Source organism: Rhizobium lusitanum (assembly GCF_014189535.1).
Classification (GTDB): domain Bacteria; phylum Pseudomonadota; class Alphaproteobacteria; order Rhizobiales; family Rhizobiaceae; genus Rhizobium; species Rhizobium lusitanum_C.
Genome location: NZ_CP050307.1, coordinates 361,626 through 375,823, shown reverse-complemented (window position 1 = coordinate 375,823; position 14,198 = coordinate 361,626). Strand labels below are relative to the sequence as shown.

The 14,198-nt window shown below is 60.8% G+C and carries 11 protein-coding genes; 3 read left to right on the top strand and 8 right to left on the bottom strand.

Annotated features, from left to right (window positions below; translation table 11 throughout):
• Positions 1-73: 73 nt before the first annotated feature.
• The 3 genes from HB780_RS04725 to HB780_RS04715 are packed head-to-tail and all read left to right on the top strand — an operon-like array spanning position 74 to position 3,271.
• Positions 74-1,024, top strand: a complete 951-nt coding sequence (locus HB780_RS04725) for an ABC transporter permease (RefSeq protein WP_183688894.1) — start codon at positions 74-76, stop codon at positions 1,022-1,024.
• A gap of 10 nt (positions 1,025-1,034) precedes the next feature.
• The gene (locus tag HB780_RS04720) at positions 1,035-1,934 is read left to right on the top strand and encodes an ABC transporter permease (RefSeq protein ID WP_183688893.1); all 900 of its coding nucleotides are present in this window, start codon (positions 1,035-1,037) and stop codon (positions 1,932-1,934) included.
• A gap of 14 nt (positions 1,935-1,948) precedes the next feature.
• Complete coding sequence (locus tag HB780_RS04715) at positions 1,949-3,271, top strand: NAD(P)/FAD-dependent oxidoreductase (protein ID WP_183688892.1); 1,323 nt, start codon at positions 1,949-1,951, stop codon at positions 3,269-3,271.
• A 15-nt stretch (positions 3,272-3,286) separates the two neighbouring features.
• On the opposite strand, the gene HB780_RS04710 is transcribed toward HB780_RS04715, so the two are convergent.
• The 8 genes from HB780_RS04710 to HB780_RS04675 all read right to left on the bottom strand — a co-directional run bounded on the left by HB780_RS04710 (position 3,287) and on the right by HB780_RS04675 (position 13,830).
• Entirely contained in the window at positions 3,287-4,930 is a 1,644-nt protein-coding gene (locus HB780_RS04710; protein WP_183688891.1) for an FGGY-family carbohydrate kinase, read from the bottom strand.
• Positions 4,931-4,932: 2 nt separating this feature from the next.
• Positions 4,933-5,661 (bottom strand): SDR family oxidoreductase, encoded by a 729-nt coding sequence (locus tag HB780_RS04705; RefSeq protein ID WP_183688890.1) that lies wholly within the window; start codon positions 5,659-5,661, stop codon positions 4,933-4,935.
• Between the two features lie 24 nt (positions 5,662-5,685).
• Positions 5,686-6,936, bottom strand: coding sequence for a sugar ABC transporter permease (locus HB780_RS04700; RefSeq protein ID WP_183688889.1), 1,251 nt, complete (start codon positions 6,934-6,936; stop codon positions 5,686-5,688).
• On the bottom strand, positions 6,933-7,754 hold the full coding sequence (locus tag HB780_RS04695; RefSeq protein WP_183688888.1) for an ATP-binding cassette domain-containing protein: 822 nt from the start codon (positions 7,752-7,754) through the stop codon (positions 6,933-6,935). Before HB780_RS04695 ends, HB780_RS04700 begins: the two co-directional genes overlap by 4 nt.
• Positions 7,755-7,841: 87 nt before the next feature.
• The gene (locus HB780_RS04690) at positions 7,842-8,927 is read right to left on the bottom strand and encodes an ABC transporter substrate-binding protein (protein ID WP_183688887.1); all 1,086 of its coding nucleotides are present in this window, start codon (positions 8,925-8,927) and stop codon (positions 7,842-7,844) included.
• A 212-nt stretch (positions 8,928-9,139) separates the two neighbouring features.
• Complete coding sequence (locus tag HB780_RS04685; RefSeq protein WP_183688886.1) at positions 9,140-10,024, bottom strand: AraC family transcriptional regulator; 885 nt, start codon at positions 10,022-10,024, stop codon at positions 9,140-9,142.
• Between the two features lie 217 nt (positions 10,025-10,241).
• A complete protein-coding gene (locus HB780_RS04680; protein ID WP_183688885.1) occupies positions 10,242-12,131 on the bottom strand; it encodes a methyl-accepting chemotaxis protein in 1,890 nt (629 codons plus the stop codon).
• Between the two features lie 712 nt (positions 12,132-12,843).
• Positions 12,844-13,830, bottom strand: coding sequence for an AraC family transcriptional regulator (locus HB780_RS04675; RefSeq protein WP_183688884.1), 987 nt, complete (start codon positions 13,828-13,830; stop codon positions 12,844-12,846).
• Positions 13,831-14,198: the final 368 nt, after the last annotated feature.

The following is a 14,198-nucleotide window of genomic DNA, read 5'->3' as shown; positions in this document are numbered from 1 at the left end:
TTCCAGCCCTCCGGCCTATAGTGAGCCGGAGGGCTGGCTGCTTCCCATCTCGCAACCATCGGAGACGAAAGCCATGCTGCGCTATCTCCTCAGTCGACTGTGGCAGAGCCTGATACTGCTGCTGCTCGTATCGATGATCGGCTTTGCCGTTCTCACTCTCGCACCCGGCGGTCCGCTGTCGCAATTCACCCTGACGCCGGGCATGACCAAGGAGGCGCTCGACCGGATCGCCGCGCAGATGGGCCTCGACCGGCCGTTGCCCATCCAGTATCTCGACTGGCTGCGGCACATGCTGATGGGCGACTGGGGTCACTCCTATCGCGATAACCAGCCGGTGCTGTCGATCATTCTCGGTCACCTATTCGCGACGCTGCTCCTGATGGGCACCTCTATGGTGATCTCGATCGTGCTCGGCACCTGGATCGGTATCAGAGGCGCGACCAAGCGCTATTCGATCTTCGACTACAGCGCCACCATCGGCGCCATGGTGGCGCTGTCGATCCCGACCTTCTGGTTCGGCCTTATCGCCATCTATATCTTCTCGCTGAAGCTGAAATGGCTGCCAGCCGGCAATATGTACACGGTCGGCAACGGCTCGTTCGGCGACTATGCGATCCATCTGATCATGCCGAGCCTGGTGCTTGCTCTCGTCAACATCGCCGTGTGGAGCCGGTACATGCGCACTGCCACGCTCGATGTCATCAACCAGGATTTCGTGCGCACCGCCAAGGCCAAGGGCCTGTCGCCCCGGCGCGTCCTGATGCGCCATGTCGTCGGCAACGCGCTGCTACCGATGATCACGCTTGCCGGCGTGCAATTGCCGACTGTCCTCGGGGGCGCGCTGGTCGCCGAAACGGTCTTCACCTGGCCGGGAATGGGGCGGCTCTTTCTCGATAGCCTCGGCTACAGCGACTACCCTGTGGTCATGGGCCTTTTGATGTTCTCGGCGATCTTCGTGCTGATCGGCAATCTGCTCGCGGATCTGCTGGTCGCCTTCGTCGATCCGCGCGTCCGGCTCGGTTAGGAGAAACACCATGTCTTCCTCTCCCCCCACAAGTCTCGCCCCGCCGCTGTTCGCGCATACCCGCTGGTGGCAAAACCGCACGCTGCGTCGCTTTGTCCGCCACAAGCTCGCCCTCCTTGGCGTCGCCATGATCACGGCCATCATACTTGCCTGCCTGATCGGGCCATCGCTGCTTCCCTATGATGAACTCTTCATCGACCTGCGCGCCCGTTTCGCACCACCCTTCACGGCCGGTTACCATATTTTCGGGACAGATCCGCTTGGACGCGACGTTGCGGTGCGCCTTTTCATGGCGGGCCGCATCTCGCTTCTGGTCGGCTTCTTCGCCATGGTGCTCAGCACCCTGATCGGCACCACGATCGGCGTGGTCGCGGGCTATTATGGCGGCCGCGTCGGCATGCTTCTGATGCGCTTCGTCGATGCCTTCCTGTCGTTTCCCGGCATCTTCCTGCTGCTGGCGCTCGCCGCCTTCATCAAGCCGAGCCCCTTCATGATCACCGTCATCATCGCGGTGACGAGCTGGATGGAAACCGCGCGCATCGTCGAGGCGGAGGTGCGCTCGCTGCGGGAACGCGACTTCGTGCTTGCCGCGCGCATGCTCGGCCTCACCAACAGATGGATCATGTTCCGCGAGCTCTTGCCGAACGCCAGCGGCCCGATCATCGTCGCCGCCACGCTGACGGTTGCGCGCGCCATCCTGCTGGAAGCCTATGTCAGCTTCCTCGGCTATGGCATCCAGCCGCCGCTGCCGAGCTGGGGCAACATGCTGAACGGCGCCCAGCAATATCTCGCAAGCGCGCCCTGGCTCGCCATCGTCCCCGGCGTCGCCATCACGCTTGCGGTTACTAGCTTCAACTTCATCGGCGACGGCCTGCGCGACGCGCTGGACGCGCGCAGCGACCTCAACTGAGAAAGGCGATAGCGGTGACGGTCTTCTCTCCTTTCGCAACGTCGCTCTGGTATGCGACCGCGACCGCAGCTCCGACAACGACGCCGCTCGAAGGCCGCGTGGAGGCCGATGTCTGCGTGGTGGGCGGCGGCTATACCGGCCTCACCACCGCGCTCGCCCTGGCCAAGGACGGCGTACGTGTTGTGCTGCTCGAGGCGCAGGAGATCGGCTTCGGTGGTTCGGGCCGCAATGCCGGCCACTGCACGCCGACCTTCACCCATTACAGCCTGCCGGAGCTTCGCCGCATGCTGGGCGAGCCCTGGGCCGAGCGACTGATCGCCCGCCAGACGAGAGCCAACGATCAGGTCTCCGACATGATCCAGCGCTACCAGATCGAATGCGAGTGGCAGCAGAACGGCTACGTCATGGGCGCCCATACGCCCAGGGCTGTGAAAACGCTCGAAGCAAAAGCCCGCGACTACAATTCTGTCGGCGCCCGCACGCGGGTTATCGACAAGGCCGAGACAGAGGCGATCACAGGCAGTCCGCGCTTTTACGGCGGTTGGCTGCACGAAGAGGGTGGCCATCTCAATCCGCTCGGTTATGCGCGCGGCCTGGCGCGCGCCGTCATTCAGGAAGGCGGCCACGTCTACACGCGCTCGCCGGTCACCGGCTGCGAACGCGAAGGTGCTGGCTGGGCGGTGAAAACCGAAAAAGGCTCCGTGCTTGCGGACAAGGTCATCTTCGCCACCGGAGCCTACACTGTCGGCGGCTGGCCCAGGCTCGACCGCACCTTCAAGATCCAGCGGGTTTTCGTCGCGGCGACCCAGCCGCTTTCCGAGGACGAGCGGCTGAGCGTCCTGCCGAAAAACACCACGATCCATGACGGGCGCGGCGATATCTATGTCTACAAATACAATGCCGAAGGCCGGATCGTCGCCTCGATGTTCCCGATGGGCCGGCGCGGACGCGACCTCGCCTATACCCATCAGGTGATGTCGGACCGGCTGCGATGGCTGCATCCGCAGATCAAGCGGGATATCCGCTGGGACTATCTCTGGTACGGCGAGCTGGACATGCAATACAGGACCGTGCCGCGACTTTACGACCTCGCACCGGGCGTCGTTGCCTTGACCGGTCTTTCGGGCCGTGGCGTCCCGACCGGCAGCATGCTGGGCGGCATTCTTGCCGAATGGGCCAAGGGTGTTCCCGACAAGGATCTCGCGCTGAAGATCGAGCCGCTCTCGGCGGCACCCTTTTACATGGGTTTCGCGCCGCAGATGACGCTGCGCTACTACCGCGTTGCCGACTGGGTCAGGACGAAGCTTGCCGGCGCGGCTTTGCCGCCGCATGCCTGACCCGGAACATTCGCATTATCCAGCGGATGCAGTCTCGGCGAAGAGCGCCCGCACCTCTCTCTCGGCGCGCTGCAATCGTTCGAACGCCTTGTAGCGCTTCCCATGAAGAGAAGCCGCCGCACCTCCGGCAGGCTCGAAAACCTGCGAAAATCGCGACATCGCCTGCATGGCAGCATCCAGCGACTGGTATTGCCCGGAGGCAAGAGCGCCCAGCATTGCCGCGCCGAGAAGCACCGGCTCGTCCGTATCGGTCACGGCAACGGGGATATGTGTCGTGTCGGCGAGAAGCTGGCGCACCAGATTGCTTTGCGCCGCCCCGCCGCTGGCGACGATGGTGTCGATGCGGATGCCGTTGGCGGCAAGCGTTTCGATAAGCTGCCTGAGTCCGTAACCAATGCCGCAAAGGCCGGCGATATAGAGCGAGACGAGGTCAGAAATATCGTCCTCCAGCCCAAGCCCGGCGATGACGGCACGCGCATCGGGATCGGCATGGGGAGACCGGTTGCCCAGAAACTCCGGAACGACATGGATCGATTTCGCAAGCGTCACCGCCTCTTTTGCATCCGGGCAGGCTTCGCTTGCCCGACGGTCGAGCCAGGCGACCAGCGACAGGCCGGCGGCCTCAGCCTTGGACTGCGCCTCGGCGGAAGCCGGGTGCATGGTGACGAGATGATCGATGGCGGCACCCGCTGCCGATTGGCCACCCTCGGTGAGCCACAAGCCCGGCACCATGGCCGAGTAATAAGGCCCCCAGACACCATCGACGAAGATCGGGGTCTGGTTCGAAGCCATTGAGCAGGCCGACGTTCCAAAGATGTAGGCAAGACGGCTTTCAAGATTGACTTTACCGTCCGCGCCCCGCGCGCCAAGCGTCCCGATCCCGCCGGCATGGGCATCGATCAGCGAGGCAGCAACCGGCGTGCCGGCCACAAGGCCGAGGTCGCGGGCGGCACTTTCGATGAGGCCACCGCCAAGGGCAGAGCCCGGATCGACAATGTCCGTACCGATCCTTGAGAATCCTTCGTCGGCAAGCTCGGAGAGGCCGATATCCCTGAAATAGGTCGCGTCCCAACGCTTCTCATGCGCGAGATAGGTCCATTTGCAGGTGACGGTGCAGACCGAGCGGCTGAGAGAGCCCGTGGAGCGCCATGTCAGATAGTCGGCAAGATCGAAGAAATGGTCAGTGGCAGCGAAGGATTGCGGCAGGTTCCGCTTCAGCCACAGGAGTTTTGGCGTCTCCATCTCCGGCGAGATACGGCCGCCGACATAGCGCAGCACCTCATGATCTCCAGCATTGATCTCCGCCGCCTCACCGGCGGCGCGGTGATCCATCCAGACGATGATGTTGCGGGCGGGATCACCAGAAGGACCGACCGCGACCGGCGACCCATCGGCCTTGACGGCGACCAGCGAGCAGGTCGCATCGAAGCCGATGCCCGCCACGTGGGAGACCACGATCCCGGCTTCAGCGACGGCATCGCGAACGCTGCCGCAGATGGCTTGCCAGATCTGTTCGCTTGATTGCTCGACGATATGGCCGGCCTCGTGCCAGATGGTGATTTGCCGTTTCGCGGAGCCGAACAGCTTACCGCTGCCATCGAAGACCCCTGCCCTTGCGCTGCCGGTGCCCACGTCGATGCCGATAAAATACGATGTCATTGTCAAAGATCCGTGCTGAGCGGCAGGATGACGAGGTCGCGAATGACGATGTTGCGCGGCCTCGACAGCATGAAGATCACCGCTTCGGCAACCTCGGTTGCCTCCATCAATCCACCAGCCGCAATGGCTTCGTCAAGCTTCGCCTGCGGCCAATCGCTGATCAGTGCGGTGACGACCGGCCCCGGCGCCACGGCGCCAACGCGGATGCCATGCTTGGCGACCTGCCGGCGCACCGTATGGGTGAATGCCTGCACGGCATGTTTCGAGGCGGTGTAGATCGGCTCCCACACCACCGGAACCAGCCCGGCGATGGAGCTGGTCATGATGATATCCCCCGTCTGCCGCTCCACCATATGCGGCAGCACGGCTTGCACCGAGCGGAAGGCGGCGTTGATGTTGAGGTTGAGCATCCGGTCCCAGGCATCCGGATCGCCGTCCACCACTTCGCCGCCGATATAGGAGCCGGCATTGGCATGGAAAATATCCAGCTTGCCGAACTTGTCGAGGATCTGCGGCAGCATCGTTGCAACACTTGCCGGATCGGTGACGTCAATGACGACGGGAAAGGCGCGCGGCCCCAATTCGGCGCAAAGCTCCTTCAGCCTGTCTTCGGCCCTATCGACAAGGGCGACGCTTGCGCCCTCGCTCAGCAGTGCTTTGGCGCATTCGAGGCCGATGCCGGAGGCGGCGCCGGTGATCGCTGCGACTTTACCGGAAAGATCCTGTCTCATGATGGTCCTACTTTTCTTGATGTATCAGGCTCGCCCGTGCGAGGCGCGGGAGCGGCGAGCGACGGAATCGACGATGACGGCGATGGCGAGAACCGCGCCGGTGATCATGTAGCGAAGTGCGGATGACAGATCCAACATGGTCAACCCGCTGGCGATCGACTGGATGACGATGATACCCAGCAGCGAGGAATAGGCGCTGCCGCGTCCGCCGAAGAGGCTGGTTCCGCCAATCACGGCAGCCGCGATCGCATTCAGGTTGACGTCGCCGGTGCCCGCCTGCTGGCTTGCCGCGGCAAGACGCGCGGCGGCCATCACGCCCCCAAGTGCGGCAAACATCGCGCAGAGGACGAAGGCGCTCGCATAGATGCGCCGGACGTTGATACCCGCGCGCCGCGCCGCCTCGCGATTGCCGCCAACCGCGGCCATTGACCGGCCCCATTGGGTGCGGGTCAACGCATAGTTCATGATCATGGCGAGTGCGACGAAGAATGCGAACATCCAGGGAATGCCGCGTTCCTGGTTGAGGTAGAAGGCGACGAATTCGAGGGCCGCCGTCAGCGCGACCGATCGCGCCACCAGGCCGCCGATGGAGCGCGCCGACAGATTGGCTTTGCGGCGGCGCTCCGCAACACGATAGCCCGTCCACAGCATCGCAATGCCCGGAAGCAGCGCAAGCAAGTAAGCCAACGGTTTCGGAATGACCAGTAACTGACCGAAGTTCACAACCGCCGAGCCGTAGGGCAGGTTGATGGAGCCGGTATTGCCGAGCAGATAGAGCTGCATGCCGAGTACGGCGAGCAACCCTGCGAGGGTCGAGACGAAGCTCGGCATGCCCAGCCGGTTGAAGAGCAAGGCGTACAGCGATCCGATGACGCCGCCGACGACCAGGGCAGCGAGGATGGCGGCGGCCACCGGCCAGCCTTCGTTGACCCAGAGCATACCGACCATGGCAGAGGCGAAGCCGCTGATCGAGCCGACGGAAAGATCGATCTCGCCGACCATCAGCACGCAGACGATGCCAAGCGAAATCACGCCCACGGTCGAAGCGTCGAACAGCAGATTGGCGAGGTTGCTGCTGGAAAGGAACGTCGGGTTGAGCGTGCCGAAGACTGTCCAGATGATGACGAGGCCGACAACGACCGGCAGTGATCCGAGGTCGCCGGAGCGTACCTTGTCGATCGACGAACGGATTGTTGCCGCCAGCCCGGCATCATGATTGACGCGGATATCGCTGCGGTCGAGCAGCGTCGCAGTCTGTTTTGCATTACCGGTCATATCTGACCCTCCTGGCTGATGTCTTGCTGCGCCTGGCGGCGGCTGGCGCGGCGCGAAACGGCATTCTCCGTCGCGCCGGTAATGGCGCTGACGAGTTCCTGGTTCGACGTGTCGGGGTAGAAGACCCCATTGTTGCGTCCGAGCCGGAGCACGACGATACGATCGGCGACCGCGCGAACGTCCTCCATGTTGTGACTGATCATCACGACGCCGAGGCCGCGATCGCGCACGCGCTCGATGAGGTTCAGCACCTCCGCCGTCTGAGCGACGCCGAGCGCGGCCGTCGGCTCGTCGAGCAGGATGATCTTCGGTTCCAGAAGCAACGAGCGCGCGATTGCCACCGTCTGGCGCTGTCCGCCCGAAAGCGAGGCGATCGGGATGCGCACGCTTGGAATGCGGGCCGAAAGCTCGTTCAGCAGCGTCCAGGCGCGGACTTCCATCGCCGTCTCGTCGAGCTTCAGCGGAGCAAGCTCGCGGCCGAGAAAGATATTGGCGACGACATCGAGGTTCTCGCAAAGCGCCAGGTCCTGGAAGACGGTCGCAATCCCCAGCGACAGGGCTGCGCTCGGATCGTCGAGCGTGACCGTCTTGCCGCCGAAGGTGATCGTGCCCGCGCTCGGCTGGTGCACACCGGCCAGAACCTTGACGAGCGTCGACTTACCGGCGCCGTTGTCGCCGACCAGGGCGACCACTTCGCCCGCATGGACGTCGAGATCGATGTCGGTGAGCGCGGAAACCGCGCCGAAATGTTTGGAGATGCCCTTGAGGCTGAGAATGAGCTCGCCGGTCGGGGTTATCTGATCGCTAGCGCCAGTCATGTGTCGCGAGCCTTTCCTTGATTGGGTCTGTTCCCGCATGGTCCCCGGCCGCCGCGCTGGACGGCCGGGGTTTGGCTTGGGAGGGTGTTACTTGATGATCCCGAGCGTCTTGCAGCCTTCGGCGTAACGATCGCCGCACAGTTGCTCTGGCGTCTGGATCGGCTTGCCGTTGACCTGCTTGTCGATGATCTCAACCTTCAGATTTTCCGCCGTTACCAGCGCTGGGGTGAAGAGCTGCGTCGGCGTATCGAAGAGCTTGGTGTCAGCCTTCGGCGTTTGGCCGGAGAGCAGCTGGATAGCGATGTTGGCCGCTGCCGCCGCCACGATCTCGCTCGGCTTGGAAATGGTGTTGTACTGATCGCCGGCGATGATCAATTGCAGGCCAGCAATCGTCGCGTCATTGCCGGTCACCGGCGGAACCGGATCCACGCCGGCCGCCTTGAAGGCTGCGACGGCAGCACCACCCGTACCGTCATTGGCCGCGACGACGCCGAGGATCTTCTTGCCGAAGCGGGTGATCTGGCCGCTTGCCCATTGCTGTGCCTTCGGCGGCGCCCAATCCGGCGTGTCGAATTCGGCCAGCACCGGATAGCCGCCCTCGGCGAGACCGGCATGGATGCCCTTCTTGATGAGACCCGCGGCAGCATCGGTCGGAGAGCCGTTGATTTCGAGCAAACCGCCATCACCTGCCTTCACGCCTTTCGATTTCAGGTGATCGACGAGCGACTTGGCGATCGCCTTGCCGATTTCCTCATTGTTGAAAGACACATAGTAGTCAGCAGGGACCGAGGGGATCGGCCGGTCGTAGGCGATGACCTTGACACCCTGGCTCTGCGCGAGCTTGACCAGCGATGCTGCCGCCGTGGAATCGACCGGATCGAGGACGATCGCCTTGGCGCCCTGCGAGATCACCGAGTTGAATTGCTGCTGCTGGCGCGAGGCATCGCCATTGGCGTTCTGGTAGATCACCTTGCAGCCGGCGCAGAGTTTCTTCATCTCGGCCTGAAAGCCCGGATAGTCGTGCTCTTCGTAACGGGTCGAGCTCTGGTCGGGCATCAGGAAAGCAACGGTCGCGTCCGTCGCTTTTGCCGATTGCGCGAAGGCGGACGTGCCGCTCAGAAGGCCAGCAGCAAGCACCGCAGCACCTGTTAGTCTCCATGCGAACTTGGTCATTAGATATCTCCATCCCTATTGGTAACGTTTTCAATGAAGCCTCGCGCTCGTCGGTCGAGCCCGGGGCCTTGTGAGTGTCCTGGCCCGAGGCGGGCTCTGCGGCCGGCGCCCAAGGGCTAATTTTCAGACAAGATTTCTCCTTCAGGCGCCTTGCTGGTCGCCCGTCTCATCCTGCCCGGATTTTTGGTTTCTCCTCCCTGTCCTCCCCTTTTTTAAGCGGCCTCCACCGCTCCTATGTTCTGCGCCAGCAAAGCTCTGAACCGCGAGGGCGCCATGCCCTTCTGCTCCAGAAAACGGCGATTGAAATTCGAGATATTGTTGAAGCCGGTCGCAAAGCAGATGTCGGTGATCGACATGTCCGACTGGCTCATCAGCAGATGGCTGGCAAAGTTGACGCGCAGGCGATTGACATATTGCACCAGCGCCATACCGGTATGCCGGCGGAAGCTGCGGGAAAACGAACTCGGGCTCTGCCCGGTAAGCTCGGCAAGATCGCTTTCGCTAAACGGCTCAGTCAGATGCGTGTTGATATAGGAAAGCGCCTTGTTGACGCCCGCCGACATGAAGCCGGATGGATCGGGATGATAAAGCGCGCTCGCGAGTGTCCGGGTGCCTTGTGCCGAGCTCAGCGCATCCAGCACATTCATGAAAAGCTCGATGCGGCGGATACCCTGCGCCCCGACCAAATCACCCAGGATCGGGCCAACTATAGCGGCGGTCTCGGGGGTGAAGAGCGCGCCGCGGCGGCTCATCTCCAGAATGCCGGCGCAAGCGGAAAGCTCCGGAAAGATCTTGGTCGCATCCGCCAGGAAGAATTCGGAAAACTGCAGCACACGGCAACGCAACGGCAGGCAGGTGCCGGGCGGCACGTCGCTGACCCAATTGTGCGGCAGGTTCGGTCCCGTCAGGATCAGATTGCCGGGCTCGAACTCACCAATAAAATCACCGACAAAATATTTCCCCGTGGTGGCGACCACATGATGGATCTCGTATTCGGGATGAAAATGCCAGCGGACGGTGCGGTAGGGATAGCCATGCTCCCAGGCCTTGAAGGATTCGCCGCTGCCGATGGCGACCACTTCCAAATCGGGGTTCATCCTGCACACCTCCCTTCGCCTTCGATCATTGTCTCGTCGCACCTCCTCCCAGAGACGCTGCTTGATCTGATAATCAGAAGTTACGCGTGGAAGTCACAAACCGCTACTACGCCCTGCACCAAGAACTGATACTTTTTTGACATCCGAAGGGACTTTTGGGGTCACAGCCTCCATATCAAAGGATGATATGGAGGCTTTGTCCAGATCGTTTACAGTCTTATCCGTATAGCCGGGTAGTTCCGTAACTCGCCTTGACCGAACGATCCGGAGCTGCCAATCGGTTTTCCGTCGCCCGCAGCGCGGCCACCTGGTTCTGATGTGCCGTGCCGCTTTCCAGCATGAACTGGGCCACGAGACTACGCAGATTAACCGCTTCCGCAGCGAGGGTGGCGCTGGCGGCGGTCGTCTCTTCGACCATCGCCGCATTCTGCTGCGTCACCTGATCCATCTGGTTGACGGCGATATTGACCTCCGAAAGTCCGATCGACTGTTCCTTGGCGGAAAGGGCGATCGCTTCCATATGGCGGTTAATGGTCTCGACATGCGCCTCGATGATCCGGAGCGCGTCGCCGGTCTCGCTGACGAGGCGAACGCCGCCTGCAACCTCGACCGAGGACGAGCGGATCAGAGCCTTGATCTCCTTGGCCGCCTGAGCCGAGCGTTGCGCCAGTTCACGCACTTCCTGGGCGACAACCGCAAAGCCCTTGCCGGCATCACCGGCACGCGCTGCTTCGACGCCGGCATTGAGCGCCAGGAGATTGGTCTGGAAGGCGATCTCGTCGATAACACCGATGATGTTGGAGATCTGGTTTGACGATTGCTCAATGCGGCTCATGGCGTCAACGGCGTTCGCCACTACCTCTCCGGACCGCTTCGCACTGACATTGGCTTCGTTGGCGACGGCGCGCGCCTCGTCGGCCCGATGGGCGGAGTTGCCGACATTGTTTGTGATCTGGTCAAGCGCCGCCGCCGTTTCTTCGAGCGAGGCGGCCTGTTGCTCCGTGCGTCGGGAGAGATCGCTCGCTCCCTGGCTGATTTCGAGCGAATTGCCGTCGATCGTTGCCGTCGTCTGCGAAATAGCTGTGAGTGTCTCGTTCAACTGCCGAACCGACGCATTGAAGTCATGCCGCAGCGCCTCGAAATCGGTCGCAAACGCATCGGTAAGCTGGAAGGCGAGGTCACCGGCTGCAAGACGCTTTAGCCCCGCGGCGAGACCGGACGTTGCAACTTTGAGCCGCGCGGCGGCGTCCGCCTCTGCCATCTCCTGCGCGGAAATTCGATCCTGTTCAGCCCGGCGACGGTTTGCCTCGGCCTCTTCTTCAAGCCGCTTGTTTTCGATTGCCGCCTGACGAAACACCTCTATGGCACCGGCCATCTCGCCGATCTCGTCCAGTCGGTCACGATCCGGCACGGCATCCGCCGTATTGCCGTTGCTAAGCCGGTTCATATAGCCGGTGATCCGGGCAAGAGGAGAAATCACGCGCCGTAATGTCAGGATCATGGCACCGGCAGCACCGACAATGGCAATGCAAAGGGCGATATAGGCAGCACTCAGGCTTGATGCGACAGCAGCATTCGTCGTGTCAAGATTACCGTTATTGTCTGCGACGTTCTGGTCCACGTCCTCCTGGATCGTATCGCCAGCCTTGTCATACGCCTTCTTGCCTTCACCCAGCAGCAGAGCACTGGCTCCGTCGTCATTTCCGCTGTCCTTCAGGGCCTTGGCTTGCTCCCAGATCCGCTGATACTCCGTATCCGCATCCAGGAACTTCTGATAGATGGCGCGCTCTTTGTCACCCGCAATCATGGGCAGATAAACCTTCATGTCCTTGGCAATTTCCGCCTTCGTCTCCGCCATCGCCGCGAGAACGGACTGCCGGTCATCAGCGCGCGCGAGCAGATAACCCTCATGGGCGACGCGTAAATCGCCGTAGTCCGTATTCAACTGGCCAAGCACCAGCACGGAGGGGACTGTATTATCGGCGATCGAGCGTGTTGCTTCGCTGATCAGAGACAACCGGTTCACGGAGACGAGGCCCTGCACAACAGAAATAGTAGCAAGCACTCCAAACAGACTAAGAAGGGTAGCTTTAATCGTAAGTCGCATCGGAAAAATACCTTTATGAAATTGCAGCCAGAACAATAACTCGCTGGATTGACTGAACAATCAGCGGCGATATGGCTAAGGATTATTTAAGACGCATTCCGCCGCTCCAGGAACGCGAATTTGCATTCGCGTTTAGGATGTAGATAGCGCCATATGGATAGGGTGACCGCACGATGGCAGCTTGACCCTCCCTCCCTGCCTCGCAAAATCGAGGGTGGGGAAGAGCGCTAGCGCCTTGCAAAGGCTGCTTTGTAAAGTCTGGGAGGTATGTCTTAAGGCTCGAGCTTTGCAAACCAGCAACGGTCGCTGAGCGCGGAAGACGACAGCCTGATAAGCAAATCCCGCCCATCGAAGTTGGGGTGCCGACGGGCGGGTGATGCTGTCGTTGGGAGCAGTAGCTACCGACCACAGCATCCACTGCATAGAATGCGCACCGCGCGGCAAACTTCAATGCAATCATGGGATCGCAACTACGCGCAGTCCTCTTTCCTGCGTGTTCGGTATAAAATTTGCGTTTGTTGAATATTGCCTCGGAATTCGAGCCGATGATCAAATCCTCGCCGCACCGCTTCGGTAGGGCGATCGCGACGCGAACGGCATGGGCTTAAGCCGAATGATTGTAAGGCAATCGGGAATGTTATTCTTGATACATGGCAGAGCTGCCTAGAGCGCCAAAACCCGCAGGTTTTCCAGGCTCCGGCATCGCAACTCGCTACTTGCCGCCGCTTCTTCCCATCTTCGCCGTGTTCGACGGCATTTCACCGAAGGATTGGTGATATAGCGCAGCGAAACGTCCCATATGGGAAAACCCCCAGTTCCGAGCCACTTCAGCGACCGACAGGGATATGGCCGGATCCGTCAGGACCTTGCGAGCGCCTTCCAAGCGGATCGTTCGCAGATAATTCAGGGGCGTAGTGTCCTTGAACTGCTGGAAGGCGGCCTGCAATGCGCGCACGCTTGTGCCGGCTTCCCGTGCGATATCGGCGACACCCATCGGCGACGAGATATTGTTGTGCATGTATTCGATCGCTCTCTTCAGGCGCTTGGGGATCGCTGGAGAGATCGGCTTGGTCAGCCGCGCGGAATAATTGTTGGGGACGGTCTCCAACAGCGCAATCATCATCGCCTGCAAAAGGCGCTCGACGAATGCCGACGAGGGCTGGTCTGCCTCTTCGACGTTCAGACAGTTCCAGACAAGATGGCTGATCGCCGCTATCCGCGCGCCTTTTGCCGTCGCCAGGTCGATCGTGTCGGCAAAATCGACGCCGCCAATGACGGGGGCATCCAGCAATTCGCTCAATTGCTGGATCATTGCGGACTTTTCGAAGGCCACGCCCATATGGCTGCGTCCCTCATGGAGCGTCAGCTTCTCAAAACACGACATGTCACCGAGAAGAGCGGTCGTCGGCTTGGAAATGAGCCGCTTGCTACCCGTGTCTATCTCCATCAACCCGGAGAACGGCAGGTAAAGAGCATAGGCATCTGGCGCCCGCGAAAGCGTCACCTGCATTCCGGATTGGCATGTTCCGTTCCAGATGCTGTAGCGCCCGACAGAAAAATGGCGGTCCTCCACCGAGATCAGCGAATGTTGCCGAAGGGGCTCCACCTTTGCGGGCGACAAGGTCCTGGCATAGTGCTCCGACATTTCATCGGCATCGGCTTTCACAATCTTGAAAACGGATTGAGTAGCGTACCTCATCAAAGCTCCTGGACCGGCAATTCTCTAGAGCGGACCCGAAGGGCCACCAAACGACGAAAAAATAGACCGCAAATCGCGGCTTCCCAATAAATAGTACTAAACCATAGACAGCGTGAATGCACGATCGATTTAAACATCATCCAATCTATCGCAGTATTGGCAACAATGAGGCGCTACCCCCTAAAAATCATTCAGAAAATTTAGTCGATCGGCCCAATCATTTTCCGGGCGGTTCTTGCCAATTTCATCGTAAGACGATGGCATCTCCATGATTTCATTCATAGTATGTAAGAAATATGTATTTAAGCTCCATCAATGCTTTAAGACGAAAGTATATCCTTCAGCGGATATTATTTATCCGATATACG